Source organism: Alteromonas mediterranea DE, from assembly GCF_000020585.3.
In the GTDB taxonomy this organism is placed as follows: Bacteria; Pseudomonadota; Gammaproteobacteria; order Enterobacterales; family Alteromonadaceae; genus Alteromonas; species Alteromonas mediterranea.
Map to the genome: position 1 here is coordinate 676,721 of NC_011138.3, position 23,984 is coordinate 700,704.

Below are 23,984 nucleotides of genomic sequence, written 5' to 3' on the forward strand. Positions count from 1 at the left end.
CCAATCCAGCAAAAGAATAATCTAAAATCATGTCAACTATGTTTGTAAAGCATAGCTAACGACAGCTGGCACAACATCTTCTTTGGCAAGGAGCCAAGGCTGAAAATTTCCCTTTGTTTGTCAAACAAACCTAGTGGGTCAGTCGCAATGCTGCTTTTTCAGCAACATTTTACAATCAGCTCGATTAGGCAAAGTCGCCAGCGCTCATAAGCGTTCGAGTGTAGAGCAGGGTAGGAGTTCTATTGTGTCTGGTTTTTATTTTAGTGCTAAGTTGCGTCAGCGAGCGTTGACAGTCAACGTCAAATTTATCGCCACTGTGGTGGGCGCGATAGTATGTTCGGTGTTGTCTATAGCCGCCAACGCATCACAATCCTTATCCTTGCCCGAAGATATTTACAAGGAAGAAAGAGCGCGATATCTCGAAGTCGAAAAAAAGCTGTTAACTTATTCTAAGCGCAGGGTCCGAAATCTCGACAACGACATATATGAGCTGGCCGAATACCCCCTATACCCCTATTTATTGAGGCTTAAGCTAGACCGCACCATGTCCATTAGGACGAAGCGTGAAGTGAAGCAATTTTTAGCCGATTTTAATGGTCAACCCGTAAGTTATGGCCTGCGTTATAAATGGCTTAACTACTTAGCTAAAAATAACTACCGCAGTACATTTTTAGATAATTACCGCCCGGGCATGGGGGCAAGGCTTACCTGTATTGCGCTGAACTACCGGTTAAAAGAAGGGGAGAGCGAGCAGGTTCTGTTACAAGAAGTCAATGCACTGTGGCTTCATGGTCAGTCTCAGCCTGATGAATGCGACCCGCTTTTTGCAAAGTGGAAGAAAGCGGGCATGATGACGCCAGAAATGGTCATCAAGCGAATTGAAATTGCCGCAAAAGAGGGGAATAGAAGTATTATTTCCTACCTTAAGCGGCAACTTCCGAGCAATAAGCAGTATTTAGCTGATGCGTGGTTGTCAGTAACCCGCGATACCAGCCGAGTAAGTAAAACCGCTTTGTTTCCGCTGAAACATGCTTCGCACGAAGCCAACATTATTGTATGGGCGGTAGAAAAACTTGCGTGGAGAAATCCGGATTTAGCGAGTCAGGTTTATTCGCGCTACAACAATAAGAAGGTCTTTTCACAAGCGCAACAGCATATGATGCGACGAGCTATTGCGCTTAGCTATACATTAGACCGCTTACCTCAAGCCCATCATTGGCTTGAACTCGCTGACGTAGATGGCGCTAGCGATGACGTTAAGTTATGGCACATTTCTCACTTATTGCGCACGAATAAATGGCAGGAAGTGGTAGATGTTATTAACAGCGCACCGGCAAGTTTGCAGCAAGAAGAAAACTACCGTTATTGGAAGGCGAGAGCGTTAGAAGCGCTAGGTCAAAGCATGCAGGCAACGGTGCTATACAAAGAATTAGCTCAAGAGCGTCATTATTATGGTTTTATGGCCAGTGCGCATATAGGTGAAATTCCTTCTCTTGCTCATTCGCCAGCACCTAGAGATACCGCTGCCATCGCCAGTGTAGCTAAAACCCCAGCCACCATGCGTGCAGTTGAGTTCTTTAGACTAGACCGAACCACAGAGGCCCGCAGAGAGTGGTATTACTTGCTTTCTCATTTACCTGAAGCGAAAGTGACCGATGCAGGGATTTTAGCCTATGAGTGGGGACTTTACGATCAGGCCATTACCAGTTTTGCACGCAGTGGCTATTGGGATGACGTGGAGCGTCGCTTTCCGTTAGCGTTTAGCGATGTATTTAGCAAAAAATCTCAGGCTTACAGCATTTCAAAATCCTTTGCTATGGCTATTGCTCGTCGAGAAAGTTCGTTTAGAAGTGACGCTATTTCACCTGTAGGTGCAGCAGGGCTTATGCAGCTTATGCCGGGCACAGCACGCTATGTAGCAAAAGAAAAAGTAAGCCGAAGTGAATTGTTCAAAGTAAACGACAATGTTGAATACGGCGTACAGTACCTGCGTTACTTGATGGATAAGCTTAACAATAACCCCGTATTGGTTTCGGCATCTTATAATGCGGGGTGGCGCAAAGTGTTGGAATGGCTACCCGCTAATGAAGCCTTACCCGTGGACATTTGGATTGAGAACATTCCCTACAAAGAAACCCGAGCCTATGTGAAAGCGGTAATGGCCTATCAGCATATTTATGACCAGCAGTTAGGTGGAAACGAGAATATTTTCCCTCAACTTACCCGCGATATGATCCCTTCTGCAGAAGCGGTAAGTACACATCCGGTAACGGGCACTTTGCAGCTAGCGCCGCGATAGCAACATGCCGTTAGGGCGAGCTTAGGCGCGCCTTAGCGTAAATGAAAGCGTATCGGTCTGAGCCAGTATGCATGTCATGCTGGCCTCGTGTTACACTAGTGGATCTAACGACTAAAATGATAAGAGGGGCTATGTCGCAACATCAAGCAACCTACCAACAGCATATAGAAGAGCTACAATCGCGTACCCGAGAGGCACTACAGCGAGAAGGGCTAGACGGATTAGTAATTCATTCGGGGCAGGGCAAGCGCCTTTTCTTAGATGACAACCATTATCCGTTTAAGGTAAACCCGCAGTTTAAAGCGTGGCTTCCGGTTATTGATAACCCTAACTGCTGGCTGGTGGTTAACGGTGTAGATAAGCCTACGCTTATTTTCTATCGCCCTGAAGACTTCTGGCACAAAGTGCCACCTGAACCAAACGACTTCTGGACAGACAGTTTCGATATTAAGTTGCTTCAGCAAGCCGATGCGGTGGAAAAGTTTTTACCCTACGACAAGCGTCGCTTTGCTTATGTGGGCGAATATATTGAAGTAGCGAAAGCGTTGGGCTTTGAGAATGTAAACCCAGATCGCGTATTGCACTATTTGCATTATCAACGCGCCTACAAAACCGACTACGAGCTAGATTGCATGCGCGAGGCCAATAAGCTTGCTGTAGCTGGCCACAAAGCTGCTGAACAAGCTTTCCGTGAAGGTAAAAGCGAATTCGATATCAACCTTGCCTATGCAATGGCGAGCCGGCAGGGCGATAACGATGTGCCATATACCAGCATTGTAGCGCTAAATGAACATGCCTCGATTTTGCATTACATGCAGTGTGATACGGTGGCACCAAAAGAGTCTCGTTCATTTTTGATTGATGCGGGAGCTAACTATAACGGCTATGCGGCTGATATTACCCGTACCTACAGTCAAAACGACGTTCAAAATTCAGCGATGTTCCGCGACCTTATACAGGCGGTAGATAAAGTTACGTTAACTTTAGTCGACTCGTTAAAGCCTGGTGTCGCCTACACCGACATTCATCTACTGGCGCATGATGGTATTGCGCAAATTCTTCACGACACAGGCATGGTAAATTTAACGCCGCCTGAAATAGTGGAAATGGGTATAACGCGCACCTTCTTCCCTCATGGCATCGGTCACTTCTTAGGGCTACAAGTGCACGATGTAGGCGGGCTGGTAAATGACGACCGCGGTACGCCTAAGCCTGCGCCTGATGATCATCCGTTCTTGCGCTGCACGCGCATGGTAGAAGCCCGACAGGTGTTCACCATCGAGCCTGGCTTGTATTTCATCGAGAGCTTATTGCGCGACCTAAAAGCAACGCCTGCGTCTAAGTTTATCAACTGGGATACCATTGATGCTTACAAACCATTTGGCGGTATTCGTATTGAAGACAATATTATTGTGCACCGCGATAAAAACGAGAATATGACCCGAGATTTAGATTTAAACTAATAGGTTAATCTGTATCTCGTTGTTAGCGAGTAAAAATAGTCATAGTGTTATTAAAGAGCAGCTTAAAGCTGTTCTTTTTCGTTAAGCTCGTCAGCTTTTAAGTAATAAGAACGAAGTCATCAGGTGATAACCGTTAGCTTGTGACGGCAGTCACTATTTGAATGAAAAGCTGAGATGTGGCGTATTTGTATTAAGCGCATTGGGTTAGCAATTGGTCGTTAACTTTGTTTTTTATGTAAACCATTGATGCTGCAATAAGTAAACAATGTTAGAAAGTTTAAATAGTTGAAAGGAGTCTCTATGCCACAAGGCAACATTGTAGGTTTACTCATCATGGCAACGGTAGCTGGGCTTGCGATGCCCGCTGGCGCCATTTTAGCCACTTATCAAGGTATTCAGCCCAAGTGGCTAGAGAAAGAGTTACGCCACGGCATTTTGGCGTTAGGAGCCGGCGCGCTTATCTCAGCGGTAGGGCTGGTGCTTGTGCCCGAGGGCATCAAAGATGTGTCTGTCTTTGCCGCTATCGCGTGTTTTGTTGGCGGTGCGCTCGCATTCATGGCACTAGATATTTATTTGGCCAAGAAGCAAACGGCGGGCAGCCAGCTAGCCGCCATGCTTAGCGATTTTGTGCCCGAATCTATCGCTCTTGGCACCACCGCAGCTTTAGGTGGCGGCACTATGTTGCTAGGGCTTTTGATAGCCGTTCAAAATTTACCCGAAGGCTTTAATGCCTACAGAGAAATGCTGCCTAAAAATAAACAGCGCAGTACAAAGCTTATTTTGCTGTTCATAGGTATGGCCTTACTAGGCCCTCTGTTTAGTCTTGTGGGCTTTTATTACTTGGCGCAGTTTCCTGTGATTATGAGTGGCATTATGCTCTTTGCCGCAGGGGGAATTCTATATTCGGTATTTCAGGATATTGCCCCGCAAATCCGCATGGAAAATCATTGGCTTCCACCCCTTGGCGGTATTCTTGGTTTCTTAGTGGGGATGATAGGTTTTATGCTTGAAGGCTAACTTGTTAAAAGTAGGTTTAGCCTAAACATCGCTGTAATGCTTAGTTAATGCAGAAAAAATGTTTACTGAAACGGCTTGCCAGAGCACAAGAAACATTCTGTGTGCCAATAAGTCTACAAGCCCATGTTTTATATTTTGTTTAGGTCTCCCCAACAAAAAAGGCGTGTTGATTACAACACGCCTTCGTACCTTACTTATCGATAACTAGCTTGTACGCTCAATTGAAATATGCGCCAGCGCAATCAGCGCTTCTTTGTATTTAGAGTCTTCAATAGCGCTTAAGCTATCAATGGCCATCTGCACTTCCTTTTGCGCACATTGGCGTGTGTAGTCTAATGCGCCGGTTTCTTCCATGATGCCTTGAATTCGCGTCAAATGTGGTAGGCCATTGCTTTGCTCAATCGCTTCTTGAATAAGTGCTTTGTCGCTATCATTCGTAGCGTGCCACATGGCGTAAAGCAGCGGAAGGGTAGGTTTACCCTCTGCTAAGTCGTCGCCAGCATTTTTACCCATTTCTTCACTATCAGCCATGTAGTCAAGAATATCATCGGCTAATTGAAAGGCTGTACCTAAATGCTTGCCGTACTCTTGCATCGCACGCTCAATGTGCTCGTTTTGCTCGGTAAGTACTGCGGCTAATTGTGTTGCGGCCTCAAATAATCGAGCAGTTTTTCCGTAAATAACATCAAAATAACGGGCTTCGGTAGTGCCGGCATCGTTACAGTTCATCAACTGTAATACTTCACCTTCAGCAATTTGATTTGTGGCTTCCGATAATATTTCCATAACGCGCATGCGTTTAAGACTTACCATCATTTGGAAAGAACGAGTATATAAAAAGTCGCCTACCAGTACCGATGCTTGATTACCAAAAATCGCGTTAGCGGTTTCACGGCCGCGGCGCATGGTTGACTCGTCCACTACGTCATCGTGAAGTAGCGTGGCAGTGTGAATAAACTCTACTATCGCCGCTAAGGTGTGATGTTCGTTGTTATCAATGCCCATGGCTCGAGCGCTTAATACGGTAAGAAGTGGGCGTAAGCGTTTGCCGCCGCTGTTTACGATGTAAAAACCAAGCTGATTAATAAGGGCTACTTCAGAGTCGACTTGTTGTTGAATCAGCTGATTAACCGCCTGCATATCATCATTAGACAGGGCGCGGATTTGGTCTATATCCATAGGCATGGCAATAAATACTTACTCTTACGTCTTGGGCAATTATTGGAGGCGATTGTACCTTAATCACCCGTACTATCCACCAAATTGTCTTAAAAAATGACGGCTTAACGCATTTACGTGTAATTCCTGAAATACGCTCAATAGATTTATACAATTTCTAGGGTTTTATCTAATAGGCTAATCCGCACCACTTCGATGTGTTCATGCCACATTTACCCTCTCATATTTAGAATTATAGGTACTCTCATCAATTTTTCCTGCCAAAGGGTTATTTCAGAACATTTTTGGGTGACGATGTAATGGATAGGCGCCAATTTTTATTATTAGAAACGCAATTGTCAGAAGAACACAAGCGCGGATCGCTTTTGGGATCGTTTTATTTTTAGACCCGATCATAATCCGATCTTTCTCTCAGATCAGGCTTATTTATGGTCTAAAACGTGGGTAGAACGCTGCGCTCAACGTCTTATTCCAACGCATAAGTCGCGTGGTAACATTGTCGTTTATTCAAATTTTTTTCTATTTTTTGCTGGTTTAGGTGCATTTCAAGCTGCATCAAATAGGCAATTGGGGCATAATTCTGCCCATGTTGGAAAAATAATCTATTTTTCTGCGAATCGGGGTTGTGATTTACGGATGTTTCACGTACAATTCGCGCCCTGTTTTTTGAATTGAAGCGTCAGTGGACGCAGAGCGGAGTTAACTATGTACGCGGTTTTCCAAAGTGGCGGTAAACAACACCGTGTGGCCGAAGGCCAAACCGTTCGTCTTGAAAAAATCGAAGTAGCCCCAGGCGAAACGGTTGAATTTGACAAAGTTTTAATGGTAAGCAACGGTGACGACGTAAAAATCGGCACACCAATCGTTGCTGGTGGTAAGGTGACTGCTGAGGTTGTTACACACGGTCGTGGCGATAAAGTAAAAATCGTTAAGTTCCGTCGTCGTAAGCACTCTCGTAAGCAAGCGGGTCACCGTCAGTGGTTCACAGAAGTGAAAATCACTGGTATCAACGCATAATAGGAGCACGAACACATGGCACACAAAAAAGCTGGTGGTAGTACCAAAAACGGTCGTGATTCAGAGAGTAAACGCCTAGGTGTTAAACGCTTTGGTGGCGAATCTGTTCTTGCTGGTAACATCATTGTTCGTCAACGTGGTACTCGTTTCCACGCTGGTGACAACATGGGTATCGGCAAAGACCACACGTTGTTTGCACTAAAAGACGGTAAAGTTCAGTTCGACGTTAAAGGACCGAAAAACCGTAAATTTGTAAGCATCGTAGCTGAGTAAGCGCGAAAGCTTCTCGCCGAACAGGCTTAGAAAAACCCCGCGCAAGCGGGGTTTTTTGTTTTGTGAAACCTTTCTTTCTTTTTCTGTTCATAATTAAGTAGCACTGAAATCTAGTGTATCGTTGATACTGCGTAAGGTTTTACATTTCAATTTTTAGAATTCTGGTTACACATAAAAGCGCCGACGCGCGATTTGGTGTAAACTTAGTATTCGCAGTAAACAAGTTAATAACCCACGGCTTTGAAGCCCGGAGTGATAAATGAAATTTGTAGATGAAGCTGAAATTCGCGTTGAAGCCGGAGATGGCGGCAACGGTGTAATTGGCTTTAGAAGGGAAAAATACGTACCTAAAGGCGGCCCGGATGGAGGCGACGGTGGTGACGGCGGCAGTGTATTTTTACAGGCCGATGAAAACCTAAATACATTGATCGATTATCGCTTTGAGCGCTTTCACCGCGCTGAACGTGGCCAAAATGGTCAAGGTAGCAACTGTATCGGTAAAAAAGGTCAAGACCTTACGGTTATGGTTCCGGTAGGTACACGCGCCACCGACAGCGATACGGGTGAGGTGTTGGGCGACCTTACACGCCACGGTCAGAAGCTTAAAGTAGCCCAAGGTGGTTTCCACGGTTTGGGTAATACGCGATTTAAAAGCAGTACTAACCGCGCACCTCGTCAAAAGACCAATGGCACACCAGGTGAAATTCGCAACCTTAAGCTAGAGCTTATGCTTCTTGCAGATGTTGGCTTACTGGGCATGCCAAATGCGGGTAAATCTACATTCATTCGCTCTGTCTCTGCCGCTAAGCCCAAAGTGGCTGATTACCCATTCACGACGCTTGTGCCTAACTTAGGTGTGGTACGTCAAGACGCGCAACGAAGCTTTGTTGTCGCTGACATTCCAGGCTTGATAGAAGGCGCAGCAGACGGCGCTGGCTTAGGTATCCGCTTCTTAAAGCACTTAGAACGCTGTCGCATATTACTTCACGTTGTCGATATTTTCCCCGTCGATGAAACAGATCCAGCGGACAATGCCAAGGCGATTATTGAAGAGCTCGAAAAATATAGCCCTAAATTGGCCCAAAAGCCTCGCTGGTTAGTGTTTAACAAAGTTGACTTACTGCTTGAAGAAGAAGTAGAAGAACGCTGTCAGCACGTTATTGATGCGCTAGGTTGGGAAGGGCCGGTGTACCAAATCTCAGCGTTCCAAAAGATGAACCTAGACCCGCTTTGTAACGATGTTATGGACTTCATCGAAACCCTTCCCGCTGAAACTGAGCAGGAAGAAGAGAAGAAAGAAGTCGAATTCAAGTGGGATACGTACCATAAGAATACCCTTGAAGCTCACGATGAGTTTGAAGACGACTTAGGTGATGATCTCGATGATGATGATTGGGATGAAGACGACTACGACGTAGAAGTTGAGTATCGTCGCTAAGCGATCAGCAGAGTCGTTACCTCTTATGTTGCTTAATAGCGCGTAACAATTCGCTTTGAAAATATAAAAGCTCGCACTTTATAGTTGCGAGCTTTTTTTTGTGTGGAAGCGAAACAATCTACCTTTACACATTTTTTTGCTGAACTTGATATACTGCAGCCGCTTTAAAATAACCGCAGCTTTGAAGGTATAAAAATGAAAATAGCAATGATTGCAGCGATGGCCCAAAATCGAATTATTGGTGTTGATAATGACATGCCGTGGCATTTGCCAGCTGACCTTAAACATTTTAAAGCAATTACTTTGGGCAAAGCAGTAATTATGGGGCGTAAGACGTACCAGTCGATAGGGCGCGCTTTGCCTGGCAGGCCAAATATCGTTATCACTAACAATGCAGACTACAGCTTATCTGATGCGACCGTGGTTGATTCGCCAGAGTCAGCACTAGAAGTGGCGAAAGCACTAAGTGTTGATAGCGACGAAATAATGATCATTGGCGGAGGGACTATCTATCAGGCTTTCCTAGATAAAGCTGATACCCTGTATTTGACCTACATCGACCTTTCGGTAGACGGAGACACTCAGTTTCCAGATTATGAAGCCGTAGGAACATGGCGCGAAGTATCTCGTGAGGAAAACGACCCCGATGAAAAAAACAAACATGCTTATACGTTTGTCACGCTTAGTCGAGATAAATAGTAGGGCTATAAGCCTATTGTTGTTGGCTTCGTTAAATTAGCAAGCGCACTAAATGCACTCGAGTCGTTAGCTTAACTTTTTTCAGCACAAAATAAAAAATGCCAGCGTTGCGATACCTTAGACTATCGGGTATTGCAACGCTGGCATTTTAGTTTCATTTTTATGAAGCGTTCAGTCGCTACTTCATTTGGTCGAACAGATTCTCTAATGAAAGCCCCTGATGGCCCAGCATATCGCGAAGACGGCGTAGTGCTTCTACTTGAATCTGACGAACACGCTCACGTGTTAGGCCAATTTCTGCACCAACATCTTCCAACGTCGATGGCTCGTATCCCATAAGCCCAAAACGGCGTGCGAGTACTTCGCGTTGTTTAGGGTTAAGTTCTTCAAGCCAGGTAATAATATTACTTTTGATGTCTGAGTCTTGAAGGCTCTCTTCAGGGCTGAACTCTTTTTCATCAGCAATAATGTCGAGCAAAGCTTTGTCATTTTCTCCGCCAATAGGCGTATCAACAGAGGTAATGCGTTCGTTTAGTCGAAGCATCTTTGTGACATCTTCTACAGGCTTGTCTAGTGCCGCTGCAATTTCTTCTGCAGTAGGCTCATGATCTAACTTTTGAGAAAGTTCACGTGAAGCGCGTAAATAAACATTGAGTTCTTTAACCACATGAATGGGCAAACGGATAGTACGCGTTTGATTCATGATGGCGCGTTCGATGGTTTGTCGAATCCACCACGTGGCGTATGTGGAAAAGCGGAACCCGCGTTCAGGGTCGAACTTTTCGACAGCGCGAATAAGCCCTAAATTACCTTCTTCAATTAAATCAAGAAGTGCCAACCCACGATTATTGTAACGGCGTGCAATCTTAACGACTAGGCGCAGGTTACTTACAATCATACGTTTACGAGAGGCCTCGCAGCCTTTCAGTGAGCGGCGCGCAAAATAAACTTCTTCTTCTGCGGTTAGCAGTGGTGAAAATCCAATCTCGCCTAGATAAAGCTGTGTTGCATCTAGGTTTTTAGGTTGGTCGTCCTGACTGAAAATGGCGTCGTCATTTTCTAGTTCAGCGTCGTTGGTCAAGGCTTCGTCAGCTTTCATATCAGCTGGCATGTCGATGACTTCTAAGTCATCTTGAGATTTTGATTCTAAGGCTTTATTTGACTTACCCATTGTGAATCTCCTGCTACAAGGTTTACCCTATGACGTTTCTCCTTTTTCCTTTCTTATTGTTATTTATTTTTATTATTTTAATACTGGCAGGTATTTCATCGGGTCTAAAGATTTCCCTCGATATCTAACTTCAAAGTGAAGTTTGACCGAATTTGTGCCGCTATCACCCATGGTCGCTATTTGCTGCCCCGCTGACACCCACTCTCGTTCTTTAACTAAAATAGTATCGTTGTAGGCATAAGCACTTAGGAAGGTATCTGTGTGTTTAATAATAACCAGATTACCGTAACCTCTAAGTGCGCTCCCTGAATAAACAACTTTTCCATCTGCTGCTGCTACAACTTTACTGCCTTTAGCACCAGCGATATCAATTCCTTTGTTGCCTGACTCTGACTTACTGAAAGTACCGACTAACTTACCTTCTGCAGGCCATATCCACCTTTGAACCTTGTCTGGAAAACTATTTAACACCCGTTTTTTGACGTTTGTCGACGGTTTCTTGACACTGCTAACGTTTTGTGGCTTAACAACTTTTTCACTTTTACGATACGCTTGTGGCGTGGGGCGGTCAACCAAACTTTTGTCTACATTCGGTGAGGTCGGACCTGCTGACCTTTTGGTCTGTGGCTTAGGTATAATGCGGTCTGTAGCTAAGTTTGCGGGCGGGGTAACCTTTAATATTTGCCCGGGGAAAATAGTATAAGGCGCTGATAATTGGTTGTATTTTGCCAAGTCGCGGTAGTCGTTTCCCGTATACCAAGCCACAGCGTAAAGGGTATCACCGCGCTGCACTTTATAGGTTTTCTTTGTATATTCTTCGCTGCCGTCTGAAACCTGGCTATTTAATAAAATAACAGGGGCCGGTGCAGTTCGCCCTGCACAGCCTCCCAGAAGTACACTTACATATAAGAATAATGTTAAATAAAACCGATGCCTATGCATGTCATCGCAAGATTAAATAGGCAATTACAGCGAGGATAACTACGGCCCAACCGAGAACTTCTACATACTGCCTAAGCTTTTGTTCCATGGCTGTGCCGCCCCATCTCATTAGCGCTGCAACTAAGAAGAAGCGAGCGCCTCGACCTATTGCTGATGCTAAAACAAACGGTAAAAACGCCATTTGCAAAAAGCCTGCACTTACGGTGAATATCTTATAGGGAATAGGCGAGAACCCCGCAAGGAAAACCACCCACACGCCATAATCTTTAAACCATTGCATAGCGGTTTCAATTTTATGGGAGTAGCCCCACTGTTCAATTAAAGGCGCAAGCCACGCATCGAAAGCAAAATAGCCCAACCAGTATCCCGCGATACCGCCGAATATCGACGCAATCGTTGTGATAAATGCAAAGCGCCATGCTTTTTCTGGCTGCGAAAGCGCCATTGGCGCTAGCATTACGTCAGGAGGAATGGGGAAGAATACTGATTCAGAGAAGCTTAACCCACCTAAATATTTAGTTGCGTGGCGATGCCTCGCCCAGCGTAATGCCATGTCATAACATGGCTCAAAAAGCTTCACATTAGCTCTCCTGCTACAAGGGGAACAAATCGTACCGATTCAATGGTAGATGTTTTTAGTTCACCTTCAATCCTGTCTATACACAATAACGATTGTTGCTCGTTACCTACGGGAATAATGAGCCGCCCGCCTTCTTTGAGCTGATCGCACAAATCTTGCGGTAAACTTGCCGCTGCGGCGGTTACGATAATGGCATCGTAGGGGCCTTTCGACGCCCAGCCTTTCCAACCATCGCCGTGTTTCATTGCAATATTGTGAAGGTCAAGTTGATTCATACGACGCTTAGCCTGAAACTGCAATGTTTTAATTCGCTCGACGCTGAACACCTTGGCAAAAAGCTGCGCAAGAATAGCCGTTTGATAGCCAGAACCCGTACCTATTTCCAGTACTTTTTCCGGCTTATTGGGGCTATCTAGCAGCAACTCAGTCATTTTAGCAACAATGTAAGGTTGCGATATCGTTTGACCTTGACCTATCGGTAACGCTGTATTTTGATAAGCTTTGTGCTTCAGCGCATCGGGTAGAAAACTTTCCCGCGGCGTACCAGCAATGGCGTTTAATACTGCTTGTGAACGTATTCCCTCGTTATAAAGCAGTTGTGCTAACGCGTCTCCTTTTCTAGAAGCTCTCATGATGTTGCGTACTTTCCTTTATTCTTATTCACAGCTACGCGAGATATGGATTGTTGCGTGCCACGCTCTCTATAGTTTTTAAACCCTGTTAATGGGAGACAAGGTCTCTACACACTCCCTAAGGACCGAAGTAGCAAAGCAGCCACTAGGAAGTGCAAATGAGATAGTAAATGTATCACCCTTACTCTGCCATTCAAGCTGTGATGGCCAAATTTTTATCGCTCGGCGCTCTTGATCGAAACCGCACTGGCTTAAAAAGTCGATCACTTCACTGTTTTGTTCTGCTACCGCTTGTTCTAGCGCTAGTGCGTTGGCTTGGGTCACAAGTTCACCTTTACCCCAAAGCGGTGCTGATGGGCATACGTCTTTAGCGTCAAATCGACGCTGGGCGTCTTGCTGTTCGTCTGTGTTGGTGGCGCCGCCATTAATGAAAAAACTGTTTGATCCAGTCAGTACTAGCGCGTCACCTTCAATAATCGTATCGAACTTGTTTTGCTCAAGGCGAGTGGAGAGCATTTCATTGAACAGCCAGCTGCGCAAAGCCGATAACGCCATAGAGCGCTTGTTTCTGTGCCTAATGGACTCACCGTTCACCATACGCTCAGCCATAACTAAATTACCGCCGCGCTGCACTTCGCCCATGTCGTTTAATCGCATAACGCCAAAGCGTTGTTCGCCGTAATAATTTGGAACTCCATGCTTTTCAATTTCCTGAAGACGCGCTTCAATGGCTTCAGGGTGAAGTACTTGCCTAAGCGTAATTGTGAAGTGGTTACCTTTGAGCTGGCCTGTTCGTAGCTTTTTGTTATGGCGAACTTGCTTGAGTACTTTAACACCTTCAAGTTCAAAGTTGCTAAAGTCAAAATCTGGCTTTCCCGGGGCGTGAATGCCGAACCACTGTTGGGTTACGGCGTATTTATCCTTACGCCCTGCATAGGTAATTTGTCGAAGGGGGAGGTTAACAAAGCGCGCAAGCTGCTCTGCGACAAACGCGGTATTTGTATTCGTTTTTTCAACAAATACAAACTGGTGCTCTCCCTCACCACATGGTGAATAACCTAAGTCTTCGACTACTTGAAAGTCGTCGGCTTGGAATTTAAAGATGCCGGTCGATACGGGCTTTGCGTAATAGTACTGCCAATGGTCGGTATTTAACGGCTTCATAGTTTTTCCAATAGTACGACGGCGTGAGAGGCAATGCCTTCTTTGCGCCCTGTGTATCCTAGCTTTTCGGTGGTTGTGGCTTTCACGTTTATTGCATCAAGGTTCACGTTACAGTCTTTAGCGATAACCTCTCGCATAGCGGTTATGTGCGGTGCCATCTTAGGTGCTTGCGCTACAATAGTCATGTCAGCGTTGCCAAGTTTATAGCCTTTTTCTTCTACCACGCTCACGACGTGGCGCAACAATACGCGACTATCGGCGCCTGCATAGGCATCGTCAGTATCGGGGAAGTGTTTACCAATATCGCCTAGCGCAGCAGCGCCTAACATTGCATCGCATAGTGCGTGAAGCAATACGTCGCCATCTGAATGGGCAACTAAACCTTGTTCGTAATCAATGCTCACGCCACCTATGGTGATGGGGCCTTCGCCGCCAAATTTGTGTACATCAAAACCGTGTCCAATTCGCATTATAATTGTGCCTTTTAATTTTTTGCGCTATCGCCTTGCGCGCTAAATTTTTGCTTAAGATAAAATTCTGCCAAAGGAAGGTCGGCCGGGTGTGTTATTTTTATATTCGCCGGGCTTCCGCTCACCATGGCTACACTGTGACCAGCAAACTCCATGGCCGACGCTTCATCAGTAATGCTAACACCTTGGGCCAACCCCTCTTGAAGCGCCCGTTTGAGCAACATGGCTGGAAATAGTTGGGGCGTAAGGGCATGCCATAGCCCATTCCTGTCTTCGGTATGAGAGATTATATTTGACGAAGGCTTTACCCGCTTCATCGTATCTCTCACCGGCGTCGCTAGTATGCCACCCGTAACGTCTTCGCTGCCTATAAGTGACAGCAGGTTGGAAATGTCGGCATCATCTACACACGGACGCGCGGCGTCGTGAACCAGTGCCCAGTCATTCTCGTCCAACGATAAGATGCCGTTCAATACGCTATCTGCACGTTCCTTGCCACCATCAACCACACGAATAGGCTTCTGCCTAAGCCCTAACTGGTCAAAGTACTCGTCACCTTGGCTTATCGCAACAATCACATCATCAATAAGTGGGTGATTGAGTAGCGCATCAATCGTGTGTTCAAGAATGGTTTTACCATTTAGAGAGAGGTATTGCTTCGGGCGGTCGGCCTGCATACGGCTACCAACTCCGGCTGCGGGGATAACTGCAACCACGCGGGGTGATGTCATTTTCTTCACTTAGAGTCTGCGGGCAAAATACGATAGAAAGTTTCCCCTTTTTTAATCAGGCCGAGTTCGTTCCTCGCTCTTTCCTCAATAGCCTCTAAACCAATTTTTAAATCGTTAATATCGGCTTTGAGAAGCGCATTGCGCTGGGCAAGGTTAGCGTTTTGCAGCGCTTGTGTCTGCACTTCCTGCTTTCGGCTAAAGTAGTCGGGGATGCTATTTTTTCCGAACCATAGTCTGTATTGCAGTAGTCCTAATAGTACTAACAACACAATAGGAAGCCATTTACCTTGCAACACAGATTCACCTGACAATGTGGTTAAGCGGAAAAAAGCAGAGGCAATAGGCCTCTGCGTGTAGGCTATTATGCCGCGAAGCGGCGTCGAGTCAAAGGCGCTTTACTCACCTTGACCCAATTTACCTTTCAATTTGTCGAATAGCTTATTTTTTTGCTGTTCAACAACGTTATTTAGCTGGGCTTGAAGAAGCTCTTGCAGCGCGGCACTGTCGCCTTGCGCAGCGCTAAGCATGCTGTTTACATCAACTAATTCGCCTGACAATAGCGACTGCTCGCTACTTATCATGCTATTTAGCTTTGTATTAAGCTCATCAAGTTTATCTTGCTGACTTGCGGTAAGCTGAGATAGTGCAGCCTTTGCCAACTTATTATCAAGATCAGATTTGATATTGAAGTCTGGGTTAGAAAGTGTGCCATCTAGCAGCATGGTCATATTTAAACTCGTCAACGTTTGTAGCGCTTGAGCAATTGCGCTAGTGATATCGCTGGTGCCAGTCGCTTCCATAACAAGCTGCTGTAAATCTACTTCACCGGTACCAGTGAGTAGATTATCAGTAACCTTCATTGAACCGTTGGTTTTCATTAAGGCCGACTTAAGCACTGCGTTTAACGTGTCGTTGCCGCTAAAGGAAACATCAGACATATTTACACCGGCCAGTTCCCATACTTGGCTAGCATCAACACCATCACCATCAATCCAGAATTCGCCACTTGACGTGAACGATTTTAATACATCGCCTGCGGCTTCAATGGTAAATGTAGTAGGGTTACCAAAGACTTCGTGAACATTGGTGATATTGTTCCATTTACTGGTAATCGATTCGTTTTGCCATAGCACAGAAACGTTCGCCTCTCTCACTAAGATAGACGGTACTTCAGCTGGGGCTTCACTTTTTTCTTCCCCTTGAATTAAGGGCATCACAATCTGCATCGCAGACATTAGGTACTCTGTATACTCAGCTGCTTTGTCACCAAAAACAAAATAGGTTACTTGTGAAAGAGCGGCTTGATCGCCAGCTATCACGCCTTTAAGTAACGCATAATCTTCTTGAGGTGCCTGTTTAAGGGCTTCAACGCTTTTACTCAGCGCTTCTTTCGCATCGCTTGCTTTGGCTGTAAAATCAGTGATAAGAGCGCGATCAGCCTGCATTTCTTCTTTTAATTTATCAAATGCTGACTTTGCCTGTACCAAGGCTTGAGGGTCTTTGTAATTGGTGTCTTTAAGTTCTGCGACTTGTGTTTTGTAATACGCAATGCGCTCTTTGTTAGGCAATGATTGATAATCTTCTTTCAGACCTTTGCCATAAGTTTCGTATGCAGATTTAGCATTTTCTATAGCAGCCGTCGTTTTCAACGGGTTACGAGCAAGCAATTCGTCAACGGTTGGAACCGCTTCTTGAGCTTTAGCTTTAATTTCGTTAAATGATAGCGAGCGTTCAGGTACACGATACACTTCACCTTCAGAAGGGCGCTCAGTATCGAACTGAACTTCTAATAAATTAAGATTATTTACAATAACTTGGTCGTCAAGCAGAGGCTTCAATGCCACATCTGCGTTGGCTTCACCCACAAAGACTTGGTTGTGAGAAGGTTTAGTGGGGTTGGTTAGCGCTATACCTTTAAGCGTCACCGTCGTTGGGTAAAGGGAATGATCGAAGTCATCTATATTAACTTCAGCGCCATACGATTCGCCAAGTTTTGACTCTAAGATTGACTTGATAATGGTATTGGCGAACAGCACGTACACCAAAAACAGCAATACAAAAAAACCGACAACCCACAATAAAATAGGCTTACCCTTTGAACCACTACTCATTTTCAACTCCTTGATTTTAAGCGCATCTAACGGTTATTGCGCTTCATTCTTCTCTACGTGTGATTGTGGTAAAAAATTACACGTAAGCATGCGAAAGACAGCCACTGTTGGTATTAGTTCAGTGTAATGCAGTGTGCTGTAATCTTCCATACGAAGAAAGTATACAGGGCGATTAGCGGGCCGTCTTTGGCTTATTTCATTGATCACCATACTGCGTTTACTTTTCAAACAAACGGTGAGTGCCGGCGTTGGCTAGTGTCAAATAAAACGCCTACAACGTAGGCGTTCGGTATAGGGAGGGAGGCGAAAGGCTCTGGACATTGCCAGAGCTTATTCGCTGGTATCATCGCTAATGGATAAGCGGTGTGTAACGAAAGCGCCAGGCTTAATTTGACCGACGCCTCGCAATGAATTTACAGTTTAAATCGATTAGCTATTTCCATAATGGCTAAACAGCTACTGCGCAACGCTTGGCTAGCCGCTGCTAGCTCATCAGCCGTACGAAGGCTGCTATCCGCTGCACCTGACAGCGCATTAATTCTCATGTTGGCTTCGGTCGCCGCTTCCGCTTGCTGCTCAGTCGCTCTTGCTATTTCACTGCTTTTGTCTGCGATTTCTGTCATTAGACGGTCGGCTTCTTGTAGGTTTTGGTTTGCTTGTATGGCGTTATCTACGGTTTTAGACGACGCAGCCTGACTCACTTTTACCGCATCCACGGCATTTTTCGCATTGCTCTGCAGTTTCTCAATCATGGCCTGTATTTCATCGGTACTTTGTCCCGTTCTGCTTGCTAGCGTTCGCACTTCATCGGCAACGACTGCGAAACCTCGGCCTTGCTCCCCGGCCCGCGCAGCTTCAATGGCGGCATTAAGTGCAAGCAAGTTGGTTTGTTCTGCAATACCGCGGATAACGTCAAGTACAGCGCCAATACTGTCTGTCTGTGCGGCAAGCTCGGTCACCACGTTACTCACACTTTCAATATCAGATGTTAATGAGCGAATATCTTGAACTGTACTATCTACCACAGACGCACCGTGCTGCACGTTACTTCTTGCACTACTGGTGCCTTTTTCAGCAGAGTCAGCGTTATTGCTTACCTCGTTAATTTGCGTGGTCATTTCTTCCATCGCTGCGGCAACTTGAAGCATGTTCTCATTTTGCGTTTGCGCCCGCGCGTTACTGTTTTTACTGGAAGTTTCTACCAGCTCAGCCTGTTGGGTAAGGGAATTAATATTTTCCCGAATACCCAATAAAGATTGACGCATCTTCTCGGTGTACTCGTTGAAATAGCGCGCCAAGCGCGTCACTTCATCTTGCCCTGTTTCCGGTAATGAGCGGGTAAGATCGCCCTCACCTTGGGAAATATCTTTCATGCGCTCACTGACTTCCTGAACCGGCTTAACGATACTGCCGCCAATTACGTAGATAAGCAGAATGACTAAAACTACGCTTACCACACAAAACACCACGATAACATTGCGCAGGTGGGCATATTCTTCTTCAAGATTGGTAAGGTAAATACCTGAGCCTACTGTCCACCCCCATGGTTTAAATGCTTTTACATAAGAAATCTTATCGGTTGGGGCTTCTTCGCCAGGAAGAGGCCAAACATAGTCGACAAAGCCTGCTCCTTTAGCTTTTACTTTTTGCGCCATTTCAAGAAAAAACGCTCTGCCATTACCATCTTTAAAGGTTCTAAGGTCTTTGCCATCAAGAGCAGGCTTCATCGGATGCATTACCATGGCAGGGGTTTCATCCTGAATCCAAAAATAGTTGTTGCCGTCGTATCTAAGCGCTTTAACCGCCTCAAGTGCTAACTGTTTGGCCGTAGCTTCGTCTACATCGTCGCGCTTAGCAAAACTCCCTAATAAGGTATGCACAACTTCAACAAGGTGCTGATTTTCATCGTAAGACTTTTGTTTTAATGCCTCGTAGTGCCTGTTCAAAACAAGTGCAGTAAGCAAGACAAATAGCAGGGTAATAAGAGCAGCTATAATGCCCAAACGTTGAATCAAACTGAATTTTCTTAACCACATAAGGCAAACCTATTTTTGGATTTTTTGTTTTTTAAGTGTAGACGTTATTCTCACTTCTACTCATTGTATGGATTTAAAATTGAGCAAAAAGGATCATTGTTGGCATAGCCGTTTATGGCGCCAAGTAACTCGTCACTTAACCTTTATCGACAATCTCGTTGTTGACTTAATGTCTTTAAATTTAAGTTCAAAAATGAGGGTGGATATTCAGCGTGATTAATGTCATCTAACGCAGTGAATATGTAGCTTGACACGGTATCTGAAAAACTTTTTGTGTGGGGGCTTGGCAGGGCTTTTTTGTGTGCTAACATCCGCGCAAATTTGGCGCTGTCGTGATCTTCATTCAAAAGTATAAAGTTTAAAGAAAAACGACACGTTAAAGCACGGTTTCGACTTTGCTTGTTTTTTGGCCGCTTCCATGTAACCGTGAGCAGAAGTACACGGCGGGAACGCTTTTTGTTACAGCTATTTCTATGAAAGGGTTGCAATGCTCATAAACGATACACTTCATACTACTTCACCGCTACGCCAGCGTATCAGAGACTACTATCGCATTAGCGAGTCTGTGGCTGTAGACCAAATTCTTCCCATTGCCGAGGTAAACCCTCGTGCACGAAGCCGTGCGTGGGAACGTGCACGTAAGATGGTGCTTCAAATTCGCCGTGAACAAGAAGGCCACGGTGGCGTAGATGCGTTATTAAACGAATACTCGCTATCTACTGCAGAAGGCGTAGTGTTGATGTGTTTGGCTGAAGCCTTACTGCGTGTACCAGATCGCGCGACACAAGATGAACTCATCCGAGACAAACTTTCAAAAGGGCAGTGGACACCACATTTGGGGAATTCTGACTCTCTGTTTGTGAACGCGTCAGCATGGGGCCTGTTGTTCACTGGCAACATGGTCAATTATGCCGACAAGCGTAAAAAAGAGCAGTTTGGCTTATTGAAGCAAACGATTGGCCGTTTAGGTGAGCCTGTTATTCGCCGAGCAATGAATATTGCAATGCGCGTTATGGGCCGTCAATTCGTCATGGGTGAAACTATCGAGGATGCGGTAGACCGCGCCAAAGAGAAAGAAACGAAAGGGTATGTGTACTCTTACGATATGCTAGGTGAAGGCGCGCGTACCATGCGTGATGCTGACCGCTATTATGACGCATACGTAAAGGCTATCAAGGTTATCGGTAAAGCGGCAAATGGCCGTGGTCCGAAACGCTCTCCGGGTATTTCCGTGAAGCTTTCTGCTATTCATCCGCGCTTTGAATTCTCTCATCGCGAGCGTGCCATGGTCGACATTCCACCGCGCTTAAAAGCCCTTTGTATGATGGCAAAAGAGTATGATATCGGTCTAACAGTAGATGCTGAAGAAGCCGACCGCTTAGAGCTTTCTTTAGACATTATTGAAGCGGTGTTCCGCGATGACGATCTCAACGGCTGGACTGGCTTTGGTTTGGCGGTGCAAGCTTATCAAAAGCGCGCAATTCACGTTATCGAACATTTACGTAACCTAACGTTAGAAGTGGGCCGACCATTGATGGTGCGCTTAGTTAAGGGTGCATATTGGGATACCGAAATTAAGCTTACCCAGCAGGCGGGCCTTGAAGAGTTTCCTGTATTTACTCGTAAGTCGTCAACAGATGTGTCGTATCACGCCTGTGCGAACCGCTTGCTTGAGTACCGCGATACTATCTATCCGCAGTTTGCTACGCACAACGCCTACACCGCTTCTGTTATCGTAGAGCTTGCTGGCGACGATAAAGAAGGGTTCGAATTTCAATGCCTGCACGGCATGGGCGATACCCTTTACGATCAAGTCGTGACAGAAGATAAGATTCAGTGCCGTGTTTATGCGCCGGTGGGAGAGCATGAAGACTTATTGGCTTATCTTGTTCGTCGTCTTCTTGAAAATGGAGCGAACTCGTCGTTTGTAAACGCTATTGTTGATGATGAAAAGCCTGTTGAGTCACTACTTGAAGACCCGGTAGAGAAAACGCAGCGCCTCAAAGTTCGCTACAATAAGCTTATTAAAACGCCTCGTGGTTTGTACGCGCCAGAGCGTGATAACTCACGTGGTTTAGACCTTACTGACACCAACGCGGTTACTGCACTTAAGCATGAACTAGAGCGTTGGCAGGATTACTACAAAGTCACCGATGAGGTGCCAGAAGGGGCAACACCTGTACTTAGCCCAACCGACCATACTGACATTGTTGGTTATCATTACTACGCTACGCCAGACGACATGCGTAAGGCGCTAGACGACACAGATGCAGGTTTTGAAGCTTGGTCGAAGCGAGATGTCAGCGAAAGGGCAGAAATTCTTAATCGTACGGCAGATGCGCTAGAGCGTCACATGGCCGAGCTTATTGCTATTTGTATGCGTGAAGCGGGTAAAGTAGCGCAAGATAGCATCGACGAAGTCCGTGAAGCGGTAGATTTTTGTCGTTATTATGCAGTACGCGCCGAAGAGCTTGCTGAAGATCAGCGTTTACTTCCCCGTGGTGTGGTGCTGTGTATTAGCCCATGGAACTTCCCACTGGCAATTTTCCTAGGACAAGTTGCCGCCGCGCTTGTTACGGGGAACACGGTAGTGGCTAAGCCTGCAGAGCAAACCAGTATCGTTGCGCAGCGCGCAGTCGATATTATGCACTCGGTAGGTTTACCCGAAGATGCATTGAAGCTAATTGTATCGCCAGGTAAAGAAGTCGGTGAAACGCTGCTGCCTGATGAGCGTATTAAAGCCGTCATGTTCACGGGCTCAACGCAAACCGGTACGCTAATTTCGCAAGTATTGGCAGAGCGAGGTGGTGAGCAGGTACCGCTTATTGCAGAAACCGGCGGTCAAAACTGTATGATGGTAGACTCAACGGCCTTGCCAGAGCAGGTGGTTGACGATGTAATCCATTCTGGGTTCCAAAGTGCGGGCCAGCGATGTTCAGCACTGCGCGTGTTGTTTGTTCAAGACGACATTGCCGATGAACTAACCGAAATGTTAATCGGCGCACTTAAAGAGCTAACGGTGGGAGATCCCACGCAGCTAGCTACCGACGTCGGCCCGGTTATTGACGAAAAAGCACTGAAAAGCCTGACAGACCACCAAGACTATATGGAAGGTAAAGGTAAGTTGCTCTATCGCAGTGAAATGCCAAAAGGGTTTGAAAACGGTACGTTCTTCGCGCCTACGCTTTATGAAATTGAAAATATCGATGTTCTTGAGCGAGAAGTATTTGGACCGGTTGTTCATATTGTTCGCTTTAAGTCAAAAGAGCTCGACAACGTGCTTGAGCAAATCAATGGTACAGGTTACGGCCTGACGATGGGTATTCACTCGCGCATTGAAGAGCGTGCTAACGAGTTAGCAGCGAAGAGCCGTGCGGGCAACGTTTATATCAACCGCAATATGATTGGGGCAATTGTTGGCGTTCAGCCCTTTGGTGGGCGCGGGCTTTCTGGTACTGGTCCGAAAGCCGGTGGTCCAAACTATCTGCCTCGTCTAATGATGGAACGCGCCACACCCAAGCCGTCTCATATCGATGATGTAGATGGTACCGATGCAGCGCTTATCGGGGATGAGAAAATTGCCGAGCGTGCCCACGTAATGATGGACAAGGCTAAAGCCGTTGAAATCCAATGGCGTCACACGCCTATCAACGATCGCATCTCAATGGTACGCCAATTATTGGCTAAAATTGCCAAGGTAGATATTGTCGATGACTTGGCCGACGACTTGAACCGCACGTTGGCAACGGCTCGTCAGCAATTAACCAGCGTAGAGCGTAAATTGGCTAAAGCTCAGACTTTGCCTGGCCCAACGGGTGAATCCAACAAGCTTTACTTAGAGCCGCGCGGTATCCTGGTATGTTTCGCCGATAAAGAAGTAACGTTTGAATACTGGTTGCTGTCTATTGTCACTGCGCTTTCTACCGGTAACCCCGTAGTGTCAGTCGTCTCTGAAATCTTCTATGAAGAAGCTGTAGAAATTCAGAACAAGTTTGAGTCAACGGGTGCCCCGAAGGGATTATTCCAAGTCGCTCGTCTTGCGCATTTAGATACGCTATTAATGGATGAAGACTTATCGGGTGTGGTTGTTGACTCAAGTACTGAGCGTACGGCGCGTATCACGGCTATGCTGTCGTCGCGCGAAGGGGCTATCTTGCCGGTTATTACCGCCGAGTATAACGATAACCTTATTCAGCGCTTGATGACTGAGAAAACCATCAGTATCGATACTACGGCATCCGGTGGCAACACCTCGTTGATGACCTTAGTAGAAGATGATGAATAAGCGATAATCCTTATCATGTAAATTCATAAATAAAAAAGGGCCAGCGATTATGCTGGCCCTTTTCTTTAGCCCACTTTACGTATTCTTTACGCCTACTTTTCCCACCTTAACCCCGTCTTAACCCTGCTTTTGGGACACTAGCTGCCAATAGTTAACTGAAATCACACGTTCGGTGCATCATTCGCTCTTTTCATGTTTTAGTAAACAGAAGGTAGGGATGCGCCGTGCGTCAAGTTATAGGCACACCTAATGCGCAACACGCTTAACCGAGAGCGAAATTTTGTTAACCATGCTCGTCATGAATTAAGAACGCCTATTGCCGTCACTCGAAGCAGTTCAGCTTTGCTTCATCGGGTTATAGATAGTGAAAATAAAAAAGTGAATAACCTTGCCTCGCGTAGACCATGGCCGCTCTAACAGAGACCCTTTTGTGGCTGGGGCGCGATGAAAATGCCTCGTTGCCCGAATCGAGAGTGG

At 45.9% G+C, this 23,984-nt stretch carries 19 protein-coding genes; 8 read left to right on the forward strand and 11 right to left on the reverse strand.

The window, feature by feature from the left end:
* Positions 1-244: 244 nt before the first annotated feature.
* The 3 genes from MADE_RS03185 to MADE_RS03195 all read left to right on the forward strand — a co-directional run bounded on the left by MADE_RS03185 (position 245) and on the right by MADE_RS03195 (position 4,779).
* Positions 245-2,299: a transglycosylase SLT domain-containing protein gene (locus MADE_RS03185; protein WP_012517165.1), complete on the forward strand. Its 2,055-nt coding sequence runs from the start codon at positions 245-247 to the stop codon at positions 2,297-2,299.
* 131 nt (positions 2,300-2,430) lie between these two features.
* Positions 2,431-3,762, forward strand: coding sequence for a Xaa-Pro dipeptidase (pepQ, locus tag MADE_RS03190; protein ID WP_012517166.1), 1,332 nt, complete (start codon positions 2,431-2,433; stop codon positions 3,760-3,762).
* 300 nt (positions 3,763-4,062) lie between these two features.
* On the forward strand, positions 4,063-4,779 hold the full coding sequence (locus MADE_RS03195) for a ZIP family metal transporter (protein WP_012517167.1): 717 nt from the start codon (positions 4,063-4,065) through the stop codon (positions 4,777-4,779).
* A 204-nt stretch (positions 4,780-4,983) separates the two neighbouring features.
* Here the strand turns inward: MADE_RS03195 and ispB are convergent, their stop codons facing one another.
* Positions 4,984-5,958 carry an octaprenyl diphosphate synthase gene (gene ispB / locus MADE_RS03200; RefSeq protein ID WP_012517168.1) on the reverse strand — a complete coding sequence of 325 codons (975 nt, stop codon included), beginning with the start codon at positions 5,956-5,958 and terminating at the stop codon, positions 4,984-4,986.
* A gap of 705 nt (positions 5,959-6,663) precedes the next feature.
* Between ispB and rplU the strand changes: the two genes are divergently transcribed.
* The 4 genes from rplU to folA all read left to right on the forward strand — a co-directional run bounded on the left by rplU (position 6,664) and on the right by folA (position 9,385).
* Positions 6,664-6,975, forward strand: a complete 312-nt coding sequence (gene rplU / locus MADE_RS03205) for a 50S ribosomal protein L21 (RefSeq protein ID WP_012517169.1) — start codon at positions 6,664-6,666, stop codon at positions 6,973-6,975.
* 15 nt (positions 6,976-6,990) lie between these two features.
* Positions 6,991-7,248, forward strand: a complete 258-nt coding sequence (gene rpmA / locus MADE_RS03210) for a 50S ribosomal protein L27 (protein ID WP_012517170.1) — start codon at positions 6,991-6,993, stop codon at positions 7,246-7,248.
* Positions 7,249-7,507: 259 nt separating this feature from the next.
* A complete protein-coding gene (cgtA, locus tag MADE_RS03215) occupies positions 7,508-8,686 on the forward strand; it encodes an Obg family GTPase CgtA (RefSeq protein WP_012517171.1) in 1,179 nt (392 codons plus the stop codon).
* A 195-nt stretch (positions 8,687-8,881) separates the two neighbouring features.
* Positions 8,882-9,385: a type 3 dihydrofolate reductase gene (gene folA, locus MADE_RS03220; RefSeq protein WP_012517172.1), complete on the forward strand. Its 504-nt coding sequence runs from the start codon at positions 8,882-8,884 to the stop codon at positions 9,383-9,385.
* Between the two features lie 178 nt (positions 9,386-9,563).
* Here folA and rpoS read toward each other — a convergent pair whose 3' ends face one another.
* The 10 genes from rpoS to MADE_RS03270 form a co-directional block, all read right to left on the reverse strand.
* Positions 9,564-10,556: an RNA polymerase sigma factor RpoS gene (gene rpoS / locus MADE_RS03225; protein WP_012517173.1), complete on the reverse strand. Its 993-nt coding sequence runs from the start codon at positions 10,554-10,556 to the stop codon at positions 9,564-9,566.
* Between the two features lie 72 nt (positions 10,557-10,628).
* Complete coding sequence (locus tag MADE_RS03230; RefSeq protein ID WP_012517174.1) at positions 10,629-11,498, reverse strand: peptidoglycan DD-metalloendopeptidase family protein; 870 nt, start codon at positions 11,496-11,498, stop codon at positions 10,629-10,631.
* A gap of 1 nt (position 11,499) precedes the next feature.
* On the reverse strand, positions 11,500-12,078 hold the full coding sequence (locus MADE_RS03235) for a YqaA family protein (RefSeq protein ID WP_012517175.1): 579 nt from the start codon (positions 12,076-12,078) through the stop codon (positions 11,500-11,502).
* The gene (locus MADE_RS03240; RefSeq protein WP_012517176.1) at positions 12,075-12,710 is read right to left on the reverse strand and encodes a protein-L-isoaspartate(D-aspartate) O-methyltransferase; all 636 of its coding nucleotides are present in this window, start codon (positions 12,708-12,710) and stop codon (positions 12,075-12,077) included. Before MADE_RS03240 ends, MADE_RS03235 begins: the two co-directional genes overlap by 4 nt.
* 78 nt (positions 12,711-12,788) lie before the next feature.
* The gene (truD, locus tag MADE_RS03245; RefSeq protein WP_012517177.1) at positions 12,789-13,874 is read right to left on the reverse strand and encodes a tRNA pseudouridine(13) synthase TruD; all 1,086 of its coding nucleotides are present in this window, start codon (positions 13,872-13,874) and stop codon (positions 12,789-12,791) included.
* A complete protein-coding gene (gene ispF, locus MADE_RS03250; RefSeq protein WP_012517178.1) occupies positions 13,871-14,344 on the reverse strand; it encodes a 2-C-methyl-D-erythritol 2,4-cyclodiphosphate synthase in 474 nt (157 codons plus the stop codon). Before ispF ends, truD begins: the two co-directional genes overlap by 4 nt.
* A 14-nt stretch (positions 14,345-14,358) precedes the next feature.
* Complete coding sequence (gene ispD, locus MADE_RS03255) at positions 14,359-15,075, reverse strand: 2-C-methyl-D-erythritol 4-phosphate cytidylyltransferase (RefSeq protein WP_012517179.1); 717 nt, start codon at positions 15,073-15,075, stop codon at positions 14,359-14,361.
* 5 nt (positions 15,076-15,080) lie between these two features.
* Positions 15,081-15,371, reverse strand: a complete 291-nt coding sequence (gene ftsB, locus MADE_RS03260) for a cell division protein FtsB (RefSeq protein WP_012519942.1) — start codon at positions 15,369-15,371, stop codon at positions 15,081-15,083.
* A gap of 99 nt (positions 15,372-15,470) precedes the next feature.
* Positions 15,471-17,186: a TIGR03545 family protein gene (locus tag MADE_RS03265; RefSeq protein WP_012517181.1), complete on the reverse strand. Its 1,716-nt coding sequence runs from the start codon at positions 17,184-17,186 to the stop codon at positions 15,471-15,473.
* 413 nt (positions 17,187-17,599) lie between these two features.
* Positions 17,600-19,222, reverse strand: a complete 1,623-nt coding sequence (locus MADE_RS03270; protein WP_012517182.1) for a methyl-accepting chemotaxis protein — start codon at positions 19,220-19,222, stop codon at positions 17,600-17,602.
* 487 nt (positions 19,223-19,709) lie between these two features.
* On the opposite strand from MADE_RS03270, the gene putA reads away from it, so the two are divergent.
* The gene (gene putA / locus MADE_RS03275; protein ID WP_012517184.1) at positions 19,710-23,507 is read left to right on the forward strand and encodes a bifunctional proline dehydrogenase/L-glutamate gamma-semialdehyde dehydrogenase PutA; all 3,798 of its coding nucleotides are present in this window, start codon (positions 19,710-19,712) and stop codon (positions 23,505-23,507) included.
* Positions 23,508-23,984: the final 477 nt, after the last annotated feature.